General features: G+C 62.4%; 19 protein-coding genes. 12 read left to right on the top strand and 7 right to left on the bottom strand.

The window, feature by feature from the left end:
* Positions 1 to 126: 126 nt before the first annotated feature.
* Genes EKO19_RS38260 through EKO19_RS12515 form a run of 5 tightly spaced genes read left to right on the top strand, consistent with a single transcriptional unit; the run spans position 127 to position 3283 of the window.
* The gene (locus EKO19_RS38260; RefSeq protein WP_157995233.1) at positions 127 to 279 is read left to right on the top strand and encodes a hypothetical protein; all 153 of its coding nucleotides are present in this window, start codon (positions 127 to 129) and stop codon (positions 277 to 279) included.
* Between the two features lie 13 nt (positions 280 to 292).
* Positions 293 to 580, top strand: coding sequence for a DUF3649 domain-containing protein (locus EKO19_RS12530; protein WP_129776739.1), 288 nt, complete (start codon positions 293 to 295; stop codon positions 578 to 580).
* Positions 577 to 2157 (top strand): PepSY-associated TM helix domain-containing protein, encoded by a 1581-nt coding sequence (locus EKO19_RS12525; protein WP_129776738.1) that lies wholly within the window; start codon positions 577 to 579, stop codon positions 2155 to 2157. The genes EKO19_RS12530 and EKO19_RS12525 overlap by 4 nt, the downstream gene beginning before the upstream one ends.
* Positions 2157 to 2498, top strand: a complete 342-nt coding sequence (locus EKO19_RS12520; protein WP_129776737.1) for a DUF3325 domain-containing protein — start codon at positions 2157 to 2159, stop codon at positions 2496 to 2498. Before EKO19_RS12525 ends, EKO19_RS12520 begins: the two co-directional genes overlap by 1 nt.
* A gap of 8 nt (positions 2499 to 2506) precedes the next feature.
* Positions 2507 to 3283 carry a ferredoxin--NADP reductase gene (locus tag EKO19_RS12515; protein WP_129776736.1) on the top strand — a complete coding sequence of 259 codons (777 nt, stop codon included), beginning with the start codon at positions 2507 to 2509 and terminating at the stop codon, positions 3281 to 3283.
* Between the two features lie 153 nt (positions 3284 to 3436).
* Here the strand turns inward: EKO19_RS12515 and EKO19_RS12510 are convergent, their stop codons facing one another.
* From EKO19_RS12510 to EKO19_RS12500, 3 genes are all read right to left on the bottom strand, one after another.
* The gene (locus EKO19_RS12510) at positions 3437 to 4339 is read right to left on the bottom strand and encodes a dioxygenase family protein (RefSeq protein ID WP_129776735.1); all 903 of its coding nucleotides are present in this window, start codon (positions 4337 to 4339) and stop codon (positions 3437 to 3439) included.
* Between the two features lie 195 nt (positions 4340 to 4534).
* Positions 4535 to 5335 carry an exodeoxyribonuclease III gene (locus EKO19_RS12505; protein ID WP_129776734.1) on the bottom strand — a complete coding sequence of 267 codons (801 nt, stop codon included), beginning with the start codon at positions 5333 to 5335 and terminating at the stop codon, positions 4535 to 4537.
* Positions 5336 to 5338: 3 nt separating this feature from the next.
* On the bottom strand, positions 5339 to 5812 hold the full coding sequence (locus EKO19_RS12500) for a DUF411 domain-containing protein (RefSeq protein ID WP_175597038.1): 474 nt from the start codon (positions 5810 to 5812) through the stop codon (positions 5339 to 5341).
* Between the two features lie 110 nt (positions 5813 to 5922).
* Here EKO19_RS12500 and EKO19_RS12495 point away from each other — a divergent pair, with 110 nt between their 5' ends.
* From EKO19_RS12495 to EKO19_RS12480, 4 genes are all read left to right on the top strand, one after another.
* A complete protein-coding gene (locus EKO19_RS12495; RefSeq protein ID WP_129776733.1) occupies positions 5923 to 6681 on the top strand; it encodes an HAD family hydrolase in 759 nt (252 codons plus the stop codon).
* 194 nt (positions 6682 to 6875) lie between these two features.
* Positions 6876 to 8999, top strand: coding sequence for a M3 family metallopeptidase (locus EKO19_RS12490; protein WP_129777384.1), 2124 nt, complete (start codon positions 6876 to 6878; stop codon positions 8997 to 8999).
* Between the two features lie 101 nt (positions 9000 to 9100).
* A complete protein-coding gene (locus EKO19_RS12485; RefSeq protein ID WP_129776732.1) occupies positions 9101 to 9823 on the top strand; it encodes an FKBP-type peptidyl-prolyl cis-trans isomerase in 723 nt (240 codons plus the stop codon).
* A gap of 34 nt (positions 9824 to 9857) precedes the next feature.
* Positions 9858 to 10484 carry a thiol:disulfide interchange protein DsbA/DsbL gene (locus EKO19_RS12480; protein ID WP_157995232.1) on the top strand — a complete coding sequence of 209 codons (627 nt, stop codon included), beginning with the start codon at positions 9858 to 9860 and terminating at the stop codon, positions 10482 to 10484.
* 42 nt (positions 10485 to 10526) lie between these two features.
* Here EKO19_RS12480 and EKO19_RS12475 read toward each other — a convergent pair whose 3' ends face one another.
* Positions 10527 to 11258: a DUF481 domain-containing protein gene (locus EKO19_RS12475; RefSeq protein WP_129776730.1), complete on the bottom strand. Its 732-nt coding sequence runs from the start codon at positions 11256 to 11258 to the stop codon at positions 10527 to 10529.
* A 220-nt stretch (positions 11259 to 11478) separates the two neighbouring features.
* Between EKO19_RS12475 and zapD the strand changes: the two genes are divergently transcribed.
* Positions 11479 to 12273, top strand: a complete 795-nt coding sequence (gene zapD / locus EKO19_RS12470; RefSeq protein WP_129776729.1) for a cell division protein ZapD — start codon at positions 11479 to 11481, stop codon at positions 12271 to 12273.
* A gap of 126 nt (positions 12274 to 12399) precedes the next feature.
* Positions 12400 to 12594 (top strand): DNA gyrase inhibitor YacG, encoded by a 195-nt coding sequence (gene yacG / locus EKO19_RS12465; protein WP_129776728.1) that lies wholly within the window; start codon positions 12400 to 12402, stop codon positions 12592 to 12594.
* 23 nt (positions 12595 to 12617) lie between these two features.
* Here the strand turns inward: yacG and EKO19_RS12460 are convergent, their stop codons facing one another.
* On the bottom strand, positions 12618 to 14837 hold the full coding sequence (locus EKO19_RS12460) for a prolyl oligopeptidase family serine peptidase (RefSeq protein ID WP_217705292.1): 2220 nt from the start codon (positions 14835 to 14837) through the stop codon (positions 12618 to 12620).
* 77 nt (positions 14838 to 14914) lie between these two features.
* Here EKO19_RS12460 and EKO19_RS12455 point away from each other — a divergent pair, with 77 nt between their 5' ends.
* Positions 14915 to 17209 carry a S9 family peptidase gene (locus tag EKO19_RS12455; RefSeq protein ID WP_217705291.1) on the top strand — a complete coding sequence of 765 codons (2295 nt, stop codon included), beginning with the start codon at positions 14915 to 14917 and terminating at the stop codon, positions 17207 to 17209.
* On the opposite strand, the gene ggt is transcribed toward EKO19_RS12455, so the two are convergent.
* Entirely contained in the window at positions 17202 to 18980 is a 1779-nt protein-coding gene (ggt, locus tag EKO19_RS12450; protein WP_217705290.1) for a gamma-glutamyltransferase, read from the bottom strand. The two genes, EKO19_RS12455 and ggt, sit on opposite strands and share 8 nt — an antisense overlap.
* 8 nt (positions 18981 to 18988) lie before the next feature.
* On the bottom strand, positions 18989 to 22162 hold the full coding sequence (locus EKO19_RS12445; protein ID WP_175597036.1) for a TonB-dependent receptor: 3174 nt from the start codon (positions 22160 to 22162) through the stop codon (positions 18989 to 18991).
* Positions 22163 to 22332 lie beyond the last annotated feature (170 nt).

Below are 22332 nucleotides of genomic sequence, written 5' to 3'. Positions count from 1 at the left end.
ACTATCATCGCCGCATCGAATTCATCCGGGACCAGCCCGCTTCGGAGCCTGTAAGGACACCTCGGCCCCGGCCTGCCAGCCATCCCCCTCATTTCATCGCCCTCGTGCGATCCGGGAAGGCTTGGCGTGCTCGATAAGAAACTGGCAAACACTTTGGGCCGGGCGATAGCTCTCGCCCTGCCGGGGCTGACGCTCATCGGCGGCGTCTTCTACACCGGCGAACAGCAGGTCGACTCGCTCAACACATATATGTTGCCCAGCTTCACGACCGATTTCTGATCACGGAGTCGAGATGGCATCGCTGACCGCTTCATATCGTCTCGCCGTCGCGTCCCGCGCGCTGGCCGCCATCCTCGGTGGCTACGCGCTGACGGCGCTCGCGATCACGGCATTGGCGATCTTCCTGCCGATGTCTCGAGCTGAAGCGTCGCTGACGGCGACGCTGCTCTCCTTCCTGATCTACACCTGCGTCGTGATCTGGGTGTTTGCCACCCGCTCCGCGACGCGGGCCTGGCTCGGGATCATCGCGCCCATGGTCGTGCTGGGCGCGCTCGTCTGGTTACAGAGACTGGCGTCATGAAAGAAGGCTTCCGGCAATCGATGGCCTGGCTGCACACCTGGTCCGGACTGGTGGTGGGCTGGATTCTGTTCGCCGTGTTCGTCACCGGCACGCTGAGTTATTTCCGCCCCGAGATCTCGCAATGGATGCGGCCGGAGCTGCGTGACGTCAAGGCTGATGCAAACGCGGCGGAGCACGCAATTGCGACGCTTCAGGAGCGCGCGCCGAGCTCGCCGCGCTGGTTCATTTCATTGCCGGAAGCGCGTGAGCCCGTGGTTCGCGTGACGTACCGGGATCCGAACGGCGGCGAAGGACGGCGAGGCTTCAAAAGCGTGCTGCTGGATCCAGCCACGGGCAAAGAAGTGACCGCACGCGAGACCCGCGGCGGCGACTTCTTCTATCGGTTTCATTTTGAGCTGAGCATGAAGCCCCTCTGGGGCCGCTGGATCGTCGGCTTCTGCGCCATGTTCATGTTCGTCGCCATCATCAGCGGCGTCATCACTCACAAAAAGATCTTCAAGGACTTTTTCACGTTCCGGCCGAAGAAGGGCCAGCGCTCCTGGCTCGACGCGCACAATGCAGTTGGCGTGCTCGCCTTGCCCTATCACGTGATGATCACCTACACGGGCCTGGTGACGCTGATGTTCATGTACATGCCGTGGGGCGTGCAGGCGAATTACGGCGACAATCGTGAAGCTTTTTTCGATGAAGCGCTGGGGGTGCCGGCGGAGGTCAAACCCGCCAATCAGCCGGGCACTTTGACAAATATCAAGCCACTGATCGAGCAGGCGCGCGAACATTGGGACGGTGCCAACGTGGCGTTCATCACCGTCAACAATCCCTCCGATGCGAACTCGCGGATCATGATCCGTCGGGACAACGAGCACCGGCTGTCCACGAGCAATCAATCGGCCGAGTTCGCCGGCACGACGGGCGAGCTGCTCTCGCTGGCGGGCGAACCGCCGCCGGCGTCTCAGACGCGCGCGGTGATGTTCGGCCTGCACATGGCGACGTTCTCCTCGATCACTCTGCGCTGGTTGTTTGCACTGTCCGGGCTCGGTGGAATTCTGATGGTCGCCAGCGGCCTGGTGCTGTGGTCGGTGAAGCGCGCGCCGGAGCGGGTCAAGCTGGGCTACACCCCGTTCGGGCACCGCTTGGTCGAAGTGCTGAACATCGGCGTGATCAGCGGCCTGCCCATCGCCATCGCGGCCTTTTTCTATGCCAATCGGCTGCTGCCGGTGGAGCTGGCCGGGCGCGCGGACTGGGAAGTGCGCACGTTCTTCGCCGCCTGGCTGCTGAGCTTTGTGATTCCTCTGATCCGCCCCGCCCGGGCCGACTGGACAACTCAATTCGTCGCGGGTGCGGCGCTGTTTGCCGCCCTGCCAGCGCTCAACGCAGCGACGACCCAGACCCACCTGGGTGTCACCCTGGCCCACGGCAACTGGGTCTACGCGGGCTTCGATTTGACAATGCTGGGCATCGCGGCCCTGCTGGCGCTGACGGCCTGGTACGCCTCCAGAACCCCGACCAGCCGTAAGCCCGCGAAGCGTCAGGCTGTAGAGGTAAGCGGTCTGCCGGCAGAAGCGGAGCGGGCGTAATGTCCTTATTCCCATTCGCGCTGACGTACTCGGGGTGGGCGGCGCTATGCTTCGCCATGAGCCGCCATGCCCGCGAGGTCTTGCAGCGGGAGCCGACGCCCTTACAAAGGCAGCTTCTGCGCGCCGCTGGCTGGATTGCATTGACCGTGTCGCTGTTGATGGCCGCCGCGCAGGCGGGTTGGCCGATAGGTACGGTCGAATGGTTCGGCATGCTCACTGCAAGCGCCGTGAGCTTCGTTTTACTACTGACTTATCGACCTCGGCTGGCCGCCGGACTAGGGCTGGGGTTGCCGGCCTGCGCCCTGGCGGGTCACTTTCTGGTCAGCGTGTTGAGGAATTGAGGAACCAAATGTCTGCTTTCAACACTGAGCGCGTTCTGAAGGTCCGTCACTGGAACGACACGTTGTTCAGCTTTACCACGACCCGCGATCCGGGCCTGCGCTTCGAGAACGGTCAGTTCGTCATGATGGGCCTGCACGTCGACGGCCGTCCGTTGACCCGTGCTTACAGCATCGCCAGCGCCAACCACGAAGAGCATCTGGAGTTCTTCAGCATCAAAGTCCAGAACGGCGCGCTCACCTCCCGCCTGCAGCATCTGCTGCCGGGCCAGGAAGTGCTGGTCAGCCGCAAGCCCACCGGCTCGCTGCTGATCGACGATCTGAAGCCGGGCAAGCATGTATACCTGCTGAGCTCGGGCACCGGCCTCGCGCCGTTCATGAGCCTGGTCAAAGATCCGGCGATGTATGAGAAGTTCGAGAAGGTCGTGCTCCTGCACAGCGTGCGCGCCACCAGCGAGCTCGCGTACGAGGAATATCTGACGCACGTGCTGCCGCGTGACGAACACATCGGCGAAATGGTCAGCAAGCAGCTGATCTATTACCCGACCGTGACCCGCGAGCCGTATCGCAATCGCGGCCGTCTGACCGACCTGATCGAGAGCGGCAAACTGTTCGAACAGATCGGCCTGCCAGCGCTGAATCCCGAACACGATCGCGCGATGATCTGCGGCAGCCCGTCCATGCTGAAGGATCTGTCGGCCATTCTCGATGCGCGCGGCTTCGAGATCTCGAAGCACATCGGCGCGCCTGGCGACTACGTCATCGAACGCGCCTTCGTCGAGAAGTAATCCCGATAAACGAAGCTGCCGGCTTGAAAGGCCGGCAGCTCCTGCACGTCCGTGCGCCCACTGCGTCAGGCATCCCGCCTGGGCAGCGGTGGTTCGCCCTCTTCATGCTCCCACGCATACATTGGACGGCTGGCGGTAATTGCCAGCCTTCTTTCAGGCTGGCACCCCGACCGTCAGCGTGCCGGTGTAACCGTCCGCCACGCTTCCCGATAACGCCGCTGTCATGGCCGCCATCTGCGCAGCCGTGTTGTCGCCAAAAATGCCATCGCTGGTAATAGTCACGCGCGACAGATTCGTAACGCTGGCGCTGTAGCCGCTCGCGCCACTATACACGGTACTGCAAACATCCCTCGGCAGCGCGATCTGCGAGGTCAAAATCTTGTTCGTGTACAGCGTGGCCATGGACAGGCTGGAATAAATCTCGAAATGGATGTGCGGATACCGTCCGGAGTAGCAGCCCGGGAAGATGGTCGTGAACGTCACCTGCCCGTTGGCGTCGGCGACCTGCACGCCGCGCAGGAAGTTCTCGTCGCGCACACTGCTGGAATACAGCGAATAGTTGCCATCGCGCGTGCAATGCCAGAGATAGATCGCGTAGCCCGACAACGCCTGGCACAAGTTGTTTGAATTGAGCAGCGTGAGGGTCAGCGTCAACGGCACGCCCTCCGCCACGCCGCTGGAGCCGCCGAAGCTGTTACGAATGTCGCTGCGAACGACACCGCTCTCGCTCAACACGTTCGATACGGCCCCATTGACCGTGTTCGAGCCGTCGGAGGGATAAGGGCCTTCGGTTTCTTCCGCGACGGCTGTACAACTACCGCTCGTAGTGCCGGTGCCGGTCGTCGTGCCCCCAGTCGTTGTGCCGCCGGCCGAACTATCGCCCGCGCTCGACGCAGTCGTATCGTCGCCGCCGCAGCCCGCCATCAGCAGCGCGCTGCCGGACAACATCATGCCGAGCACGCGCCGTCTTTGTTTCAGAGCCGCGAGCTGTTCCAGATCGTGCAGGAGGCCGCGGTCGTGATCATCCAAGGGATGATGAGTCGGTGCGCGCGTCATGGCTGGCATCTCTCCGCTGCGAAAAACTTCAGCGGGGATTCTGCAAGCGACGCTTGTAAGAAACTGTAAGGCAGTGAAACAGACGTGCGCGGCCGTCGCGATCGGCCGACAGGGAATGTCTGAACGGCCGCTGAAGCGCGGCCGTTTTACGAGATCGAGAGGGCCTTGGCCGCTCTCGATCGACACAACAGGCGCTTAGTCCATGTTGACCGTGACACTGACCGGACAATGATCGCTGCCCATCACATCCGCGTGGATCTCAGCCTTCTTCACTTGTTTGCGCAGTTGCTCCGATACCAGCCAGTAATCGATTCTCCATCCCACGTTGCGCGCGCGGGCATTGGAGAAATTGCTCCACCACGAGTAGTGGCCGTTGCCTTGCGTGAACAGGCGGAAGGTATCGACGAAGCCGGCGTCGAGGAAGTTCTGAAACCCTTCGCGTTCCTCTTCGGTGAACCCTTTCTTGCCGCGATTCGGTTTCGGGTTCGCCAGATCGAGCTCGGTGTGCGCGACGTTCAGATCGCCGCTGAACAGCACCGGCTTTTTCTTTTCCAATTGTTTGCAGTAGGCGAGGAACGCCGGATCCCAATGTTTGTGTCGCAGCGGCAGTCGGCTCAGATCATCCTTGGCGTTCGGCGTGTACACCGTGACGACGAAGAACTTGTCGAACTCCGCGGTGATGACGCGGCCTTCATCGGAGCTGTCGCGCTTCAACTCATCGGCGAACGAAAATTTCCTGGCGAACTCTTTCGGGAAGCCGTTGATCACATTCAGCGGCTCGCGCTTGGAAAAGATCGCGGTGCCCGAATAACCCTTCTTGAGCGCCGAATTCCAGTACTCGTGATAGCCGGCCAGATCGATCTCGGCCTGGCCCTGCTCGGCCTTGGTTTCCTGCAGGCACAGCACGTCGGGCTTGTGCTCCTTGACGAACGCCTGAAACGTTCCCTTCTTCACCACGGCCCGGATGCCGTTCACGTTCCACGAATAGAATTTCATGGGTTATTTCTTGTCGCCCGAATTCTGCTGGCCATGCGTTGCGAACACGGACGTCTTGCCGTCCTTGTCGACCAGCAACACGTCGTAGCGATCGACGCGGCCGTCCGGCACTTCCATGCCCGGCGATCCGGCCGGCATGCCCGGCACCGTCAGCCCCTTGCCCGCCGGCTTCTCGCTCAGCAGTCGTTTCACGTCTGCCGCCGGCACGTGACCCTCGATGAAATAACCGCCGACTTCGGCGGTATGGCAGGAGCCCATGCCGAACGGCACGCCGAGACGCTCCTTGATGGGCGCCAGATTCTCCAGGTCGTGCACTTGAACGGCGAAGCCCGCCGCCTGCAGATGCTTGACCCAGGCGCCGCAGCAGCCGCAAGTCGGCGTTTTGTTCACGATCACGGTGGGCGTCGCGGCCGCCACCGCAATCTGCGCCACCGCGGGCAGGGCAACGAGCCCAAGCAAAGCCTGACGTCGGTTCATGAGAATCTCCGGCCGGAAAACCAAAAGCGGAGCCTGCCACGCACGGCGCCGGAACTGCAAATTCCCCCGCCGCGTTCCGCCGTTGCGTTTTCCCACGGCGAGCCTGTTACATGCGATACCAAGTGCTGTGCACCGATTACGACGGCACCCTCGCCCACCACGGCGTGGTCGACGAGCTCACCATCGACGCTCTGGCTCGACTGCGCGACTCCGGCCGCAAGCTCATCATGGTCACCGGCCGTGAGCTCAACGAGCTCATCTCGGCTTTCCCTCGGCTGGATTTGTTCGACCTCGTCGTCGCCGAGAACGGCGCTTTGCTCTACAACCCCGCGACGCAAGGCCAGAAGCCTCTGTGCGAGCCGCCGCCCCCGCAATTCGTCGCGGCGCTGGAGAGACGCAACGTCACACCGCTGAGCGTGGGCAAAACCATCGTCGCCACTCGAGAGCCTTATGAAAAGATAGCGCTCGAAGTCATCCGCGATCTCGGACTCGAGCTGCAGGTGATATTCAACAAAGGCGCCGTGATGATCCTGCCCTCGGGCGTGAATAAAGCGACCGGCCTGCAGGCCGCGCTCAAAGAGTTGAACCTGTCCGAGCACAACGCGGTCGGCGTCGGTGATGCGGAAAACGATCACGCGTTTCTCGGTATCTGCGAATGCGCCGTGGCGGTGGCGAATGCATTGCCGGCCGTGCAAGAGAAAGCAGACATCGTCACGAAGTCGAGGCATGGGCCCGGCGTGACGGAGCTGATCGAGGAAATGCTCCGCGACGACCTGTCCTCACGCGAGCTGACCCGACGCCGGCATCACGCCGAGCAAGGCAAGACGCCGTCGGAATGGCGCGCGACGCCGGGCATCGGCTCCCGTTGAAATAGCGAAATTTGCTTGTATACATTGAGTGCCGGTGCGGACCGTGAGCTTCCAGCTCGTTCATGACGCCTGCTCGTCGCATCGTGCTTGATGAACGGGCGCGCATTTGTAACCCTGGCTGTCTTCGCCGGACACCGAAGCACACCATGCCAGCCAACAAGCTCCCCGCCGCGCTGTTAACCGCAGCGCTTGGAATGATGACCATGAACGCGATCGCCGCTACTGCCCTGTCGCCCGACAATCCATTTGCCCGCGAAAGCACGCTGCCATTCAAATGGCCGCCGCTCGATAAGATCAAGAACGAGCACTATGTGCCGGCGATGGAAGCCGGCATGGCCGAGCAGCGCAAAGAAGTCGCGGATATCGTCAATAACAAGGCCGCGCCCACGTTTGAGAACACCATCGTGGCGCTGGAGCGCTCGGGTCAGTTGCTGAACCGGGCGACGACGATTTTCTTCGCGCTGAGCTCCTCGAACACCAATCCGGACATCGAAAAGGCGCAGACCGAAATGGCGCCGAAGCTGTCCGCGCACTCGGACGGCATCTATCTGGACGCCGCTCTGTTCGCGCGCGTGAAGCAGCTCTACGACCAGCGTCAGTCGCTGAACCTCGATCCCGAGTCGCTGCGCTTGCTCGAGCGCTACCACACCAACTTCGTGCGCGCCGGCGCGAATCTGACGGAAGCGCAGAAGAAAGAATTGCGCGCGCTCAATGAAAAGATTTCGTCCAGGACCACGGAATTCCGGCAGCTCGTGCTCAAGGGCGACAACGCCGCCGCCATCGTGGTCGACTCCAAGGCCGAGCTCGACGGCCTGAGCGACGCGCAGATCGCCACCGCTGCCGAAGCGGCCAAGACGCGCGGCAAGGAAGGCAAGTACGTGCTGACGCTGCTGAACACGACCGGTCAACCGCCGCTCGCCGATCTGAAGAATCGAGCCGTGCGTCAACGCTTGTACGAGGCGTCGATCAATCGCGGCTGGAGCGGCGAATTCGACACGACCAAGCTGATCGCCGACATCGTCAAACTGCGCGCCGACCGCGCCAAGCTGATGGGCTATCCAAATCACGCAGCGTATGTGCTCGAAGACGAAACGGCGCTGACCGCCGATGCTGTGAACAGCATGTTGAACCAGCTGGCGCCCGCCGCCGTGGCCAATGCCCGCCGTGAAGCGGCCGACATGCAACAGCTCATCGATGCGCAGGCCAAGGCCAATGGCACGCCGAGCTTCCAGCTGCAAGCGTGGGATTGGGACTTCTACGCCGAACAGGTGCGCGCCAAGAAGTACGCCTATGACGAAGCGCAGGTGCGGCCGTACTTCGAGCTGAATCGCGTGCTCGTCGACGGCGTGCTGTTCGCCGCGCAGGAGCTGTATGGCTTGAAATTCAAGGAGCGCAAGGATCTGCCGGTCTACCAGGAAGACGTGCGCGTGTTCGAGGTGATCGATCGCGACGGTTCGGCGCTCGGCATGTTCCTGTTCGATCCCTACGCTCGCAGCAACAAGCGCGGCGGTGCATGGATGAACAGCTTCGTCGAACAATCCCGACTGTTCGGCAACAAGCCGGTCGTCACCAATACGTTGAACATTCCCAAACCGCCGGCCGGTCAGCCGACGCTGCTGACCTGGGACGAAGTCACCACGGCGTTCCATGAGTTCGGCCACGCCATCCACGGCTTGTTCTCGAGCGTGCAGTACCCGCAGTTCTCCGGGACCAACGTGCCGCGCGACTTCGTCGAGTACCCGTCTCAGTACAACGAAATGTGGGCCACCGAGCCGCGCGTGCTGGCGAACTACGCGAAGCATCATCAGACCGGCGCGGCCATGCCGAAGGAATTGATGGACAAAGTGCTGGCAGCGCAGAAGTTCAACCAGGGCTTCGCGACCACGGAATACCTGGCCGCGTCCATCCTCGATCAGCACTATCACCAGCTGGCGCCCGGCAAAACGCCCGCGGCGGGCGATATCGCCGCCTTCGAGGCGAACGCATTGAAGTCGGCGCATGTGGACTTCGCGCCGGTGCCGCCGCGCTATCGGTCGACCTACTTCCTGCACATCTTCTCCAGCCCGATCGGCTATTCCGCCGGGTACTACGCGTACATCTGGAGCGAGGTGCTGGCACAGGACACCCAGCATTGGTTCAAGACCCACGGCGGCCTGAAGCGGGAGAACGGCGACCTGTTGCGCTCGAAGGTCTTGTCCAAGGGCTTCAGTGCGGATGCGCTGACCATCTTCCGGGATTTCTACGGCACGGCACCGGACATCGGACCGCTGCTGGAAGCCCGGGGCCTGACCGGCGGAACCGAGGGCGCCGCCAACTGAATCGGGCCCGGAGTCTGTTCCAGCAGACGCGGGTGAACACATGAAAAGGGCGGCCAATGCTGTATGCTGGCCGCCCTTTTTTCTGCCCGGTAAGGACCCCAATGAAGGCGTTTGTCATAGCGTTGGTCGGATTCCTGGTGTTCGTGGGAGCGGTCAAGTTCTTCACCAAGGAGCCGGCGGGTCATGCCGCGGCACCGACGGCAGCGGCCTCTTCGCCCGTGACCGGCAGCGAGGACGACAAAGCTTTCTATGCGCTGGGCGTCGCCGTCTCTCAGAACATCGCCTCCTTCAACTTCACGCCGGCGGAACTGGAGAAGGTCAAACAGGGCTTCACCGATGGCGCGCTGGGCAAGCCGTCGCAGGTCGAAGTTCAGCAGTACATCCCGCGTCTGCGTGAGCTGCAGAACGAGCGCGTTGCCGCCGTCGCCAAACAGGCGCTCGACAAGGCCGCCGCCGAGCCGGGCGCGAAGCGCCTCGAGTCCGGTCTGATCATCACGACCGTCAAAGAAGGCACCGGCCCGGCGCCGAAGGCCACCGACACGGTCAAGGTGCACTATCACGGCACGCTGCCGAACGGCACCGTGTTCGACAGCTCGGTGCAGCGTGGCGAACCGGCGACGTTCCCGTTGAACGGCGTGATCCCGTGCTGGACCGAAGGCGTGCAACAGATGAAGGTGGGCGGCAAGAGCAAACTGGTGTGCCCGGCTGCCATCGCGTACGGCGATCGCGGCGCTCCGCCGACCATCGGCCCCGGCGCCACGCTGATCTTCGACGTGGAGCTGCTCGGCATCGAACCGCCGGGCGCCGCGCAGCCTGCTCAATAATCGATTTCCGCTGTAAACATCGGAGAGCCCCATCGTGACCGCAGCTCGGCTCCTGTTCGCGCTGTTCCTGTCTGTCGCGGCTCCGTTGTCCCTCACGTCGGCGCACGCAGCGCCGACGCAGGGCACGGATTACTCCTTGATCAACCCGCCGCAGGCACAGACCACCACCGGCAAGGTCGAGGTCATCGAGTTCTTCTCGTACGGTTGCCCGCACTGCTATCACATGAGCCCGCTGCTGGCGGAATGGAAGAAGACGCAGCTGCCGGCCAATGCAGTGCTGGTCAAAGTGCCGGTCTCGCTCGGCCGGCGTGAGTGGGGTCAGCTGGTCCGCGCGTATTACACGCTCGAGGCCACGGGTGACCTGGAGCGACTGGATGCGCAGCTGTTCGACTCCATCCATGCCAAACAGCAGCCACTGTTCGATGTGGATGCCCTGGCCGCCTGGGCCGCGCAGAACGGCGTCGATGCAAACAAATTCCGCAACCTGTTCAACTCGGCGGAAATCACCCAGAAAGCGATGCGCGCCGAACAGCTGTCACGCGACTACAAGGTCAACGGCATCCCGACCCTGACGGTCGCCGGCAAATACCGAGCGATGGGCAAAGACTTCCCGGACATGCTCCGCATCACGCGCGAGCTGGTCGACCAGGCCGCCAAGTAGTTTGAACGGGCGGTCCTCGCAATGAGCACCGCCCGCCTCGCCTCACTTGATCTCGTAGACCAGGTTGATCGTCGTCAACGTATCGGTCTTCTTGAACTCCGCCGGCGGGTTGGTGTTGTGGCGGACCCCGTAGCCCACCGCCAGCGCCAGCACGTCCGTCATCTTCACCTGCAGCGAAATATCGTTCTGTATGAACGTATTGTTCGCGCCCGATTCGGTGATGAACTTGTCGACCAGCGAGGTCGTGGCCGTGAACTTGTGCTCGAAGTCGAGCGTGCCTCGGAACACCACTTCGCTGCTGCTGTCACCTGCTTCGATCAACGCACCGGTCTCCGGGTCGAAGGAGTCGCGCGTCTCGAGAAATTTGTAACCGGCACCGACGGTACCGACCATGGTCGTGGTGGGGTTGTCGAGGAAGCGGCGGCCCACGCCGCCCGACAGGGTGGCCTGGTAGTCGAAGCCGCTGAACTCGTCCTCCTCGTAGCGCCCGGCGCCGAACAGGAAGTTGCGCTCGGTGAATTTCCAGCCCAGCTCGCCGAAGGTCTCCCAGCGGTTGGCGGTCTTGCCGTCCGTGTCGGACGCATACAGCGCAGCGCCGCCAAGGATGTTCTTCCACTGCTCGGTTTCGTACTTCATGTTTAGCTTGGCGTTGGCGGTCTCGGTTTCGGTGTTACCGCTGGCGATCACCATTCCCGCCTCACCCTTGCCGGTCCACTGCGCGTGGGCCGGTACCGCAGCGGCCAATACCGTGGCCGCGAACAACAATCGTCGCATCAATAAAACTCCGTGAACAAAAGCGTGCCCGTCCCGGACGAGTCGGCGCCGGGAAAAATAGCGGGCGCAATATGGAAGCAGAATACGTAAATGCTTCCAACAACGACGTGTGTTCCGCGTCGCCGGGTGACGACGATTTAATGACCCGCATCCGCCGGCCGCGCCGGCTCGAATCAAAAAGGGTTTTTCAACTGCCGGCCAGTGCTTCACAATCCACAGGATGACCTCGTCCGACAGCCCACGCGCCGCCTCGCCCGGCCCCGTCTATGAGCAACCGCTCAATGAGCGGATGCGTACTTTTCTGCGACTGGACTTTCTTTATCAGCAAGCCCTGTTCCATGAAGAGCGCGAGGATCAGTGGTCGACCCGCGCGGCCATGAGCGCGCTGCTGGAAATCCTGGCAATTACCGCGCGCGGCGATATCCGCAGCGAAGTGCTCAAGGATCTCGAGCGGCAGATGACGGTGATGCACGACTACGCCAGCCGCGCCGGGGTCGACAACTCGCGCCTCAAAGCGGTGCTGGGCAACCTGACCCGGCTGCGGACCGAGCTCAACTCGGTGGGCGCGCTGTTCATGCAGCGGCTGCGCGATTCGGAATTCCTGAACTCGATCAAGCATCGCAGCACCATCCCCGGCGGCACCTGCGAGTTCGATCTGCCCGACTACCGCCATTGGCTGGACCAGCCGTTTGCGGTCCGCTCCAAGCAGTTTGGCGACTGGATGGCCACCATCCGGCCGCTGTGCGACGCCGTCACCGAGCTGTTGTGGCTGACGCGCGAGGCCGCCCGGCCCAAGCCCGAAGTCGCCACCGGCGGCACCTTCCAGATCGCGTTCGATCGTGAAAATCCCTGCCAGCTGCTGCGCCTGGCCCTGCCGGCGAATACCCAGCTGTTTCCGGAGATCAGCGGCAGCCACCACCGCTGCAGCATCCGCTTCCTGTCTTGGAACGATGTGAATTCACGGCCAGTTCAGACCACAGAGGATGTGCAGTTCCAGCTGACCGTCTGCACTTGAGGCGCCAGGGCCCCAGCCGGGCGCGTCGACTACCCTGAGCCCGATGTCCGAGATGATCGTAAGACCAACTCAATTGGTTATCTTCGCTCTAGCGGCGAGATTGGGTTGGCGAGAGAAGAGCCTGTCATGACCGTGGTTCGTTGCCCGACCTGCGAGCGTTCGGTGGAATGGACGGAAGCCTCCCGCTGGCGCCCCTTCTGCAGCGAGCGCTGCAAGCTCATCGACCTGGGCGCCTGGGCCGCCGAAAAACACGCCATCCCCGGCGAGATCGTCGAAACCGAGGATGGCCCGAAACACGAGCGGGATCGGGACGACGACTAGGCCCTAGCCGGCCCAAACCGACATCAAAGACCCGCTGCGGCGACAGCAGGCCTTCCCGGTTCCATATGAAGCGACTTGACCAGGAACGCCCACTGGTCCGCGTAATCCTCGATCTGCATCCAGACCGGCTTACCGGCGCCGTGGCCGGCACGGGTCTCCACCCGGAGCATCACCGGGTTGGGGCAGGCCTGCGCCGCCTGGAGCGTCGCTGCGAACTTATAGCTGTGCCAGGGCACGACGCGATCGTCGCGATCCGCGGTGGTCACGAGCGTCGGCGGGTAGCAGACCTTGTGGACGTTATGCAGCGGCGAGTACGCCAATTGCGCACGAAACTCCGCTTCGTTCTCGCTGAGCCCGTAATCGCTGGACCACTGACGGGCATTCGAACTGGGCGTCTGATAGCGAAGCATGTCGAGCACCCCGACCCCCGGCAGCGCCGCGCCAATTAAATCCGGACGCTGCGTCAGTACTGCACCGACCAGCAGGCCGCCGTTGCTCCGACCGCGAATCGCGATCTTCGCGGGCGCCGTGTACTTCTCATCGACCAGGTACTGAGCGGCGGCGATGAAATCGTCGAACACGTTCTGCTTCTGCAGCTTGGTGCCCGCCGCATGCCAGGCCTCGCCGTATTCGGAGCCGCCTCGCAAGTTGGCCACCGCATAGACGCCGCCCATTTCCAGCCACACCAGCACCGGCACGCTGAACGCCGGCTGCTGCGGGATATTGAAGCCGCCATAGCCATAGAGCTGCACGAAGTTCTGTCCATTCAGCGTCAGCCCTTTCTTGTGCGCGATGAACATCGGCACCCGGGTGCCGTCCTTGCTCTTGTAGAACACCTGCTTGACCTCGAACTGGCTCGCATCCGCGGCCAGCTTCGGCGCACGGAAAATCTCCGTCGCGCCCGTGGTCAGATCCAGCCGGGAGATGGTCATCGGCGTCAGGAAATCCGAGTAGCCAAAGAACGTCTCGGTGTCCTGCACGCCGCCGTCGAAGCCGAGCGCGGTGCCGAGCCCCGGCAATTTCACGTCGTACTGAGCCTTGCCGTGGAGATCGAACACGCGGGTCAAGGAGTAAGCATCCTGCAAGTACTGCACGATGATGCGCTGACCGACGATGGACACCTCGTCCGCCGAGAACTTGGACTCAGGCACGACGACGCGTGACGCTTGCTTCGTCGCCCCGACCGGCATCGCGATCACTTGCGCGTTCGGCGCATCCTTGTTGCTCCGGATGTAGAAGACATCGTCGATCTCGGCGATGAACTGATAGTTCGCGTCGAAGCTGTCGATCAGACGCACCGTCTCGCCGGACGGCGTGCCGTCGCGCGCGATCTTGCGGTAGTAGATACCAGTCGACTGAGAGCCGTCGTACAGCCAGAAAATCGCATATTTGCCGCCGTCCGAGATCTGCACGTACGGATTGCGGGTCGGATGATCGGTGACTTTGAAGATCAGCTGGTCGCCTGCAACGTCGGCACCGAGCTTGTGCCAGTACACTTCGCGCTGTTTGGTGTCATCGCCCTTGCCGCCCGCTTGCAACGGGAAGCGCGCGTAGTAAACCGCCTTGGAATCCCCCGTCCAGGAGATCGGCACGAACTTGATGAAGCGCAGGACATCCGGCAGATCCTTGCCGGTCGCGACATCGCGGAAGTGCCAGGTCCGCCAGTCCGTGCCGCCATCGGACAGGCTGTATGCGACCAGCCGCCCGTCCGGACTCGGCACGAACTCGCTGAGCGCGACCGTCGCATCCTTGCTCAACTGATTGGGATCGAGCAGCACGCGCGGCTCGCCGTTCAACCGCTCGGTGATGTAGAGCACGCTCTGATTCTGCAGACCGTCGTTGCGCAGATAGAAGTAACGATTGCCGCGCTTCACCGGGATGTCGTAGCGCTCGTAGTTCCATAGCTGCGTCATGCGCTGCTTGATGCGCTCCCGCGCCGGGATGGACTCGAGATAGGGCTGCGCCAGCGCGTTCTGCGCCTGGATCCAGCGCTTGGTATCGGCGCTGTCGGCCTGCTCCAGCCAGCGATACGGATCGGCGATGCTCGTGCCGTGGTAGTTGTCGACCTGGTCGACGCGACGGGTCGCGGGGTATTGGAACGCGGCTGACTTCATCGAGGGGTCGGCACTCGTGGTACTGGCCGTCATGGACGAGGCCCCGCCGGACGCGGGCTTTGCCGGCTCGGTGCCGCAGGAACTGAGCAACAGCAACGCGGGCAACAACAGCAGAATCTTCCTTTGCATGAGTCTCTCGCTCGTTCACGTAGGATGCCGGGCCGTGCTTAGTGTAACGTCGTCATTCCATTTCCGGCGCAACTCTCATGCGGTATACAACGACCAAAGTCGCGATCCTTGCGACCTGCCTGATGGGCCTCACCTTGTCCACTGAAGCCAGCTTTGCCGAACCCTTGACCATCGCCCGCATTTTCGCGGATCCCGATCTGTCCGGGCCGCGGCTGCGCGAGCCCAAATTCTCGCCCGACGGCCGCTACGTGACCTACTTACAGGGCAAGGCGGACAACAAGGATCAGCTGGACCTGTGGGCCTTCGACACCCGCGGCGGCTCGGCTCGCGTGCTGGTCGATTCACGCAAGCTGGTCGGTGCCGAAGAAAAGCTGTCGGTCGAAGAGGAAGCCCGCCGCGAGCGCCAGCGCACCGCCTCGCTGCGCGGCATCGTCGAATATGAGTTTTCCAGCGACGGCAAGCGCCTGCTCATTCCATTGGGCGGCGATTTGTATCTGTACGATCTGGAAGCCAAGGCCGAGCCGGTCACGCGCCTCACCCACAGCGCCTCGTACGAAACCGACGCGAAGCTCTCGCCCGGCAGTCGCTACGTCAGTTTCATTCGCGACCAGAACCTGTTCGTGATCGACTTACGCACCCGCCAGGAGCGCGCCATCACCACCGACGGCGCCGGCCTCGTGCAAAACGGCGTGGCCGAGTTCGTCGCGCAAGAAGAGATGGGCCGCAGCACCGGCTACTGGTGGTCGCCCGACGATTCGCGTATCGCGTTCACGCGCATCGACGATTCGCCGGTGCAGGAAGTGGAACGTTTCGAGATCAACGCCGATGGCGCGCGGATGTTTCGTCAGCGCTATCCCGCCGCCGGCACTGCCAACACCAAGGTCGAGCTGAAAGTCGTCGATCTCGGGACGGCGAAGATCAGCGATATCGAGCTCGGCCTCGGCGACGGTTATCTCGCGCGCGTCAAATGGTTTCCGGATTCGAAGTCGCTGGCCGTGCAGCGTCAGCCGCGCGATCAAAAGAAACTCGATCTGCTCAAGATCGATGTCGCGAGCGGCGCATCGCGCGTGCTGCTGACCGAGACGAGCCCGCATTGGGTCGAGCTGAATGACGACTTCAAGTTCCTGCAATCGAAGCCGCAGTTCATCTGGAGCTCGCGTCGCACCGGTTACAAACATTTGTACCTGTACGACCTGGACGGCAATCTGCTGCATCCGTTGACCAGCGGCGACTGGATGGTGGTCGGTGACGGCTCCGAGAACGGCTTGGTGGGCGTCGATGAAGCCGCGGGTCGAGTCTACTTCCTCGGCTCGAAAGATTCGACGCTCGAACGTCAGTTGTACTCGGCACCGTTGACGAAGGATGCTGCGAGCAAGATCACGCGTGTGTCTCGCGAAGCTGGCTGGCACGATGCGAAGCTGCTGCCTGGCGGTCGCGGTTATCTCGACTTGCACTCGTCGCCGGATCAGCCCCCGTCCGCCAGCCTGCGCAAGCTCGACGGCTCACTCCAGCACTGGCTGCTGCGCAACGCGCTCGACGCCACGCATCCCTATCACCCGTTTGTTTCCAATCAAGTCGCCGAGAAATATGGCTCGGTGCCGGCAAGCGATGGACAGCAGCTCAACTATCGACTGATCAAACCGTCGAACCTCGTCGCCGGCAAACGCTATCCCGCGATCATCGACGTGTACGGTGGCCCACATTTCCAAAACGTGCGCCAGGATTGGATGGGCGGCTCGCGCGCGACTCAAGGCTTGTTCCGCCAGGTGCTCGCCCAGAACGGATTCGTCGTACTGACACTCGACAATCGAGGCTCTGGTTTCCGCGGCAACGCCTTTGAAACCGCCATCGCCGGCCGCACCGGCAAAGCCGAGATCGAAGATCAGCTGCGCGGTGTGGAGTATTTGAAGTCGTTGCCGTTCGTCGCGGGCGATCGCATCGGCATCATGGGCTGGAGCTATGGCGGCTACATGTCTCTCATGGCCTTGACCACAACCAAAGCATTTCGCGCCGGCGTCGCGGGTGCACCTGTGACGGATTGGTCGCTCTATGACACACACTACACCGAGCGCTACCTCGGCACGCCACAGAACAACGCGGAAGGCTATAAAGCGAGCGCCGTCCTTCCCTATGCCGACTCATTGCACGGCTCACTGCTGCTCGTACACGGCATGGCGGACGACAATGTGCTGTTCACGCACAGCACGCGCTTGATGCAGACGTTGCAGTCGCTGAACAAGCCATTCGATGTGATGACGTATCCCGGCGGCAAGCACGGCTTGGTCAGGATGCCGCAGCAGGGTCGGCATTATTACGAGATGGTGCTGAGATTCTTCGAGCGAGAGTTGAAAGCGCCCAACGACGCTAGTTGATCCCCACCGCGGCCGCATCCGGCCGCCGCGTGTCCGCGCCACCGAAGAAGCGGCCGTTCGTGCACATCACGGACTGCGTGCTGCCCATGTTGCCCACAGATTTCACCTTGTGACCTCGGGCCTGCAACAGCTGCATGACATCGATCGGATGTCCGGGCTCGAGTTCCAGCTCCCCTGACGTCATGTTCTGAAACACGCGCGGCCGGCCGGTCGCTTCGGCGACATTCAGCCCGTGATCGACCACGTTGACGATCAACTGCGCCATCGCCGGAATGATTCGCGCGCCGTCAGGCGACCCACTCACCAGATACGGGCGGTCGCCCTCGAACACAATCACAGGAGTAATGGCAGACGTGGAGCGCTTCCCAGGCGCCAGCACGTTCGCAACGCTCGTATCCAGGCTGTGCGGAATCACCGGTCCGCCATGCAGGGCGAAGTTATAGATGTGATCGTTGAGCAGAATGCCGGTGCCAGCGACCATCACATGCGCGCCGAAGGACGAGCCCAAGGTATATGTGTTGCTGACGGCGTTACCCGCGCTGTCCATGATCGAGTAGTGCGTCGTGTCCCGACTCTCGTACTTCATCGGATCGCCGGGCTGCAACGTTGCGGCGTCACTTGCTTTCGCCAGGTCGATGGTCTGGGCCAGTGACTTCGCATACGCCTTGCTGACCAACCCAGCGACGGGCACCTGATAGTCCGGATAGCCGCCGAAGTACACACCGCGATCCGCGAACACGCGCTTCGATGCCTCGGCGATCACATGAATACTCGCCACGCTGTTCGAGCCCAGCTCCTTCATCGGGAAGTTCTCGACGATATTGAGCAACTCCGCGAGCAGTACGCCGGACGCCGGCGGTGGCATCAGCGCCATTCGATGGCCGCGATAGTCGCTCCAGATTGGCTCTTGCTCGCGAAGCTGATAGCGCGCGAGATCATCCATCGTGATCGCCCCGCCATTCGCCTGCATGTCCGCCACGATCTTGCGCGCGACACTGCCGCGATAGAACGCATCGGCCCCGCCCTTCGAGATCTCACGCAGCGACCACGCCAGATCCTTCTGTACGAAACGTTCGCCCGCGAGATACGCCTCGCCGTTCGCCTTGTACAAGGCCTTCGCGGCGACGGGATCTCGACTCAGGCGATCACGCCGCACATCGAGCGCATACGCGAAGTCCTCGCTGATGACGATGCCCTTCGCGGCCAGGTCGATCGCCGGCTGCATCAGGCGTTTCCACGGCAACTTTCCATACTTCTGATGGACATGCCACATCCCCGCGACCGTTCCCGGAATGCCCGCGCCCAAGCGGCTGTAACGTTTCTCTTCGTCCACCGTGCCATCGGGCTTGCGCAGCTGCTCGACACGAAGACTCGCCGGCGCCTGCGAGTAGTACTCCAACGCAACCGTGCGCTTCTCTTCCGCGAGATGCAGCAACATGAACCCGCTGCCGCCGAGATTGCCAGCTCGCGGCAACGTCACCGCCAGCGCGAAGCCGACGGCAACGGCGCTGTCCACGGCATTGCCGCCATCACGCAGCACCTCAGCACCGATGGCCGATGCCAGGTCGTTCTGCGTGACCACCATGCCTTCGCGACCGATGACCGGGTGATCGATGCTGTCGTAACGAATGTTGTACGACGCCCCATCGACCGCCCGCTGAGCCGCCTCGCCATCGCGCACCGGCGCCGAACAAACATTCGTTGAAGACGCAATCGCCTCAACCGCGAACAACAGCCCGCACGCCAGCAATGCAGCGCCAAATGGCTTCATCGTCGAGCTCATTCGAACGACTTGGTGAACTGCAGATACCAGTAACGGCCGCGATTGTCGTGCAAGGTCGCGAAGTAACCGAAAGGCTCGTCGGCAAGCGGCGGATCTTCGTTCAACACGTTGTTCACACCGAGCCGCACGGTGGTCGCGTCCAGCCAGCCGGAGCGCATCGTGTAGCTGCCGGACACATTGAAGATCAGCCAGTCGTCGACTGGATAATTCAACGCCGTCGAGTCCTTGACCTCGCCGACGTAGCGCGCGAACAACGTCGCGCCCACATCGCCACGGCGCCAGCTGAACGTCGCCGACGCACGATTGCGCGGATTGTCATCACGCTCCAGCAACGAACCACCCGCAGTCGCCGGCAACCCGGCCGCCAGCAACTCCGAGCTTTCCGTGGACGGCGACACATCGAAGTCCGTCAGGCGCGACCAGTCGAGCAGGGTGTGGAAATCGCCGATGGGCGTGTCGAAGTCATAGCTCACAGCCAGGTCGATGCCACGCACCACGCGCGAGTTCAGATTCAAGAACTCATTGAAGATCCGCACCGGCTGACCCTGCGCATTGCGCTCCAATGCCGGATCGCTGCTGCCCTGTTCCAGCCGGCGCACGGCATCCAGATTCAAGTGATCGATAGCCGAGAACACCCCGACCAGACCGGTCTGCTCGATGCGCCAGAAGTCGACGGTCAAAGTGAGTCGATCGATCGGTTCCAACGCAAAGCCGTAGCTGATGGTCTCGCTGTCCTCCGGCTTCAGCTTGTCACCGCCGCGACGGATGTCTTCGACGTTGTATCGAAAGGCGCCGCACGCACTCTGGTTCACAGCTGCAATGGATGTGGCGCCTTGATTCAGCGCGCACAGATACAGATCGGTGAGATTCTCCTCGACGCGCCGGATCTCCGTTGCATTGATCTGCTCCAGGTTCGGCGCACGGAATCCTTCTGCATAACCGGCCCGCAGTTGCAGCCAATCCGTCACTTCCCAGGCAATCGCCACCTTGGGCTTCAACACATCGTCTTCGATGTCCGAGAAGCGCTCGTAACGCGCGGCGATCTGAGTGTTGAGCGCCTGCATCAGCGGGATTCCCTGCTCCGGCAACACCAGCGGCACCTGCCACTCCACGTAAGCGGACGTGACATTGCGCGAACCCTCCGTGTCCGGCGTTGGGCTCGTGCCCATGACGTCGCTCGTGACCAGCCCGCTGGTCGACACGAAATTGATCGTGCCATCGATGCGCGGATCTCGATCGTCGTCGTAAGTCTCGCGACGCCACTCGAGACCGGCCGCCAGACCGATATCTCGACCTAGAATGCTGAACGCTTCGGGGCTGGAGATCTTCGCGTCGGCCAACGTCAGCGTCGCCGTGCTATCGCGCGTCACATTGATCCGCAATGGATCGGTGACGCCGACAGGATTCCACGTCGAATCGCCGACGGCAGGATTCGCGGGATCGCCACCATTGAACGGGTTGTACGCGGTCGCCGGATCGGAGCTGTTCAACGCGGCCTGCAACGCCGTGTTGCTGACGCGGTTGTACTCGACGTCTTCGGTGTTCGCCCGCGAATACAACGCGGCCGTTTCCCAATTCCATCGACCGATGTCACCGCGCAATCCGCTGAGCACGCGCCACGCGTTCGACTCGACTTCGATGCGCCGATTGCCTGCATCGAACACTCGAATGCCCGCGATCTGCACCGCCTGCGCCGGGCCGGTATAGCCCGCCAGGCGTCCCGGGCCGGAGCCGAACGGGTTGTAAGGATTGTTCGCCGACACGGTCAGCGGTGCCGAGGTGAGATCGGTGGAACCGCCGCGCACGGCTGTTGAATCCGCGCCGTAGTACATCAACTCGCCGAACGCTTCGAGGCCCGAGTCGAACTCGTGCTTCAGCGTGCTCATGAGATTGAAGCGATTCGACTCCGGCGTCATGGTCGACATCGAGCCTTCGTCCGTGCGCAACGACGCATCCAACGTCGACGAGCCGCCGTCGATGCAGGCGCCCGGCGTTCCCGGCACCGCTGCATCCGAACCGCTCAGACCGCACGGTTGAATATGAAATTGGGTGAATGAAGCGCCGAAGCCAGTAACAGGCGTCGTAACGCGGCCACGCAACCAAGGCGCGATGGTCGAAGAGTCATTGAAGCTCGACGCGTACTGCGACGAGACGAAGCCGCTGCGGTTGTTGGTTGCCGCGTAATCACGCTCGCTCGCCATCATCTGCGCGCGATGCATGTATGAGCCGAACAACGTGACATGGCTGCGTCCCTCGTTGAACGAAAAGCCGGACTTCACGTCGAACGACGTCTCATCGAAATCGGTGCCTTCGGAGAATCCATAGCGCGCACCGACCTGCAGCCCTTCGTAGTCGTCGTCGAGCACGTAATTGAGTACGCCGGCAGTTGCGTCGGCGCCGTAAATCGCCGCCGCGCCATCGCGCAACAACTCCAGTCGCGACACAGCGGACGGCGCAATCGTGTTGACGTTGACGATCTGCACCGGCACACCATCTTCCTGCTGCGTGGTCGGGTGCATGACCATGCGCCGACCGTTCAGGAGCACCAGTGTATTGCCTGACCCCAAACCTCGGAGATTCGCTGAAGAGACGTCGCCGCGCGCTTGATTCGGGCCTTGCTGCTCGTTGTTGAAGTTCTGACCGCCGGCTTGCGGCATCGAGGCGATCAACTGATCCGCAGTGAGTACACCTACAGCGGCGATATCCTCGCTCGAACGCACCGTGACCGGCAGAATTCCCGCGGCCACCGGCCCCTGAATGTGAGAACCAGTGACGACGATTTCTTCGACCGCCGCATTCTCCACTTCACTTCGGCTTGCGGACTCCCCCGCCGCCGCGACCTCGGCGCGGGTTATGCGTATGGTTCCATCTTTGTCCCGGACATACTGCAGGCCCGAGCCACGCAGCAGACGTTCGATCGCTTCTTCGGGCGTCATGCGTCCCGACACCGACGGCGCCGGAAGATTGGCGACCAGATCGGCCGCCGCCACCACCACCAGATCCGATTGTTGTGAGAATGCCAGCAAGGCGCGCGACAAGTCCGGCGAACGGATCTCGAAATTGCGCGCGGCTTCAGCGGCAGCGCCATTGGCGGCGCCGAGAATCAGCGCGGCCACCGCGACGGTCGATGTGAGCTTCGGCAGAAAGGAACGAATACTGCTGCGGATCATGAATACGTGGCGCGCGGTCCACTTAGACCGCTCGTGTAAAGCGCGCCGACTCCCCATCTTTAGTTGTAACCGAGCATGAGACGTTTGAGTCGGCCAATCGTGCCAACCCTCTCTTGACCGGCACAGGCGGCCCACGTACTTTCGCGCGCAAGAGTCATCGCACTCGGTTA

The organism is Peristeroidobacter soli (assembly GCF_004138485.1).
GTDB classification, from domain to species: Bacteria; Pseudomonadota; Gammaproteobacteria; order Steroidobacterales; family Steroidobacteraceae; genus Steroidobacter; species Steroidobacter soli.
This window is presented reverse-complemented; position numbering and strand designations above follow the sequence as displayed.

Excerpts from the sequence above, each read along its gene's own strand:
- EKO19_RS12530 (WP_129776739.1), top strand. The coding sequence starts at position 293 with ATGGCATCGCTGACCGCTTCATATCGTCTCGCCGTCGCGTCCCGCGCG.
- EKO19_RS12525 (WP_129776738.1), top strand. The coding sequence starts at position 577 with ATGAAAGAAGGCTTCCGGCAATCGATGGCCTGGCTGCACACCTGGTCC.
- EKO19_RS12520 (WP_129776737.1), top strand. The coding sequence starts at position 2,157 with ATGTCCTTATTCCCATTCGCGCTGACGTACTCGGGGTGGGCGGCGCTA.
- EKO19_RS12515 (WP_129776736.1), top strand. The coding sequence starts at position 2,507 with ATGTCTGCTTTCAACACTGAGCGCGTTCTGAAGGTCCGTCACTGGAAC.
- EKO19_RS12510 (WP_129776735.1), bottom strand. The coding sequence starts at position 4,339 with ATGACGCGCGCACCGACTCATCATCCCTTGGATGATCACGACCGCGGC.
- EKO19_RS12505 (WP_129776734.1), bottom strand. The coding sequence starts at position 5,335 with ATGAAATTCTATTCGTGGAACGTGAACGGCATCCGGGCCGTGGTGAAG.
- EKO19_RS12500 (WP_175597038.1), bottom strand. The coding sequence starts at position 5,812 with ATGAACCGACGTCAGGCTTTGCTTGGGCTCGTTGCCCTGCCCGCGGTG.
- EKO19_RS12495 (WP_129776733.1), top strand. The coding sequence starts at position 5,923 with ATGCGATACCAAGTGCTGTGCACCGATTACGACGGCACCCTCGCCCAC.
- EKO19_RS12490 (WP_129777384.1), top strand. The coding sequence starts at position 6,876 with ATGATGACCATGAACGCGATCGCCGCTACTGCCCTGTCGCCCGACAAT.
- EKO19_RS12485 (WP_129776732.1), top strand. The coding sequence starts at position 9,101 with ATGAAGGCGTTTGTCATAGCGTTGGTCGGATTCCTGGTGTTCGTGGGA.
- EKO19_RS12475 (WP_129776730.1), bottom strand. The coding sequence starts at position 11,258 with ATGCGACGATTGTTGTTCGCGGCCACGGTATTGGCCGCTGCGGTACCG.
- zapD (WP_129776729.1), top strand. The coding sequence starts at position 11,479 with ATGACCTCGTCCGACAGCCCACGCGCCGCCTCGCCCGGCCCCGTCTAT.
- yacG (WP_129776728.1), top strand. The coding sequence starts at position 12,400 with ATGACCGTGGTTCGTTGCCCGACCTGCGAGCGTTCGGTGGAATGGACG.
- EKO19_RS12460 (WP_217705292.1), bottom strand. The coding sequence starts at position 14,837 with ATGCAAAGGAAGATTCTGCTGTTGTTGCCCGCGTTGCTGTTGCTCAGT.
- EKO19_RS12455 (WP_217705291.1), top strand. The coding sequence starts at position 14,915 with ATGCGGTATACAACGACCAAAGTCGCGATCCTTGCGACCTGCCTGATG.
- ggt (WP_217705290.1), bottom strand. The coding sequence starts at position 18,980 with ATGAAGCCATTTGGCGCTGCATTGCTGGCGTGCGGGCTGTTGTTCGCG.
- EKO19_RS12445 (WP_175597036.1), bottom strand. The coding sequence starts at position 22,162 with ATGATCCGCAGCAGTATTCGTTCCTTTCTGCCGAAGCTCACATCGACC.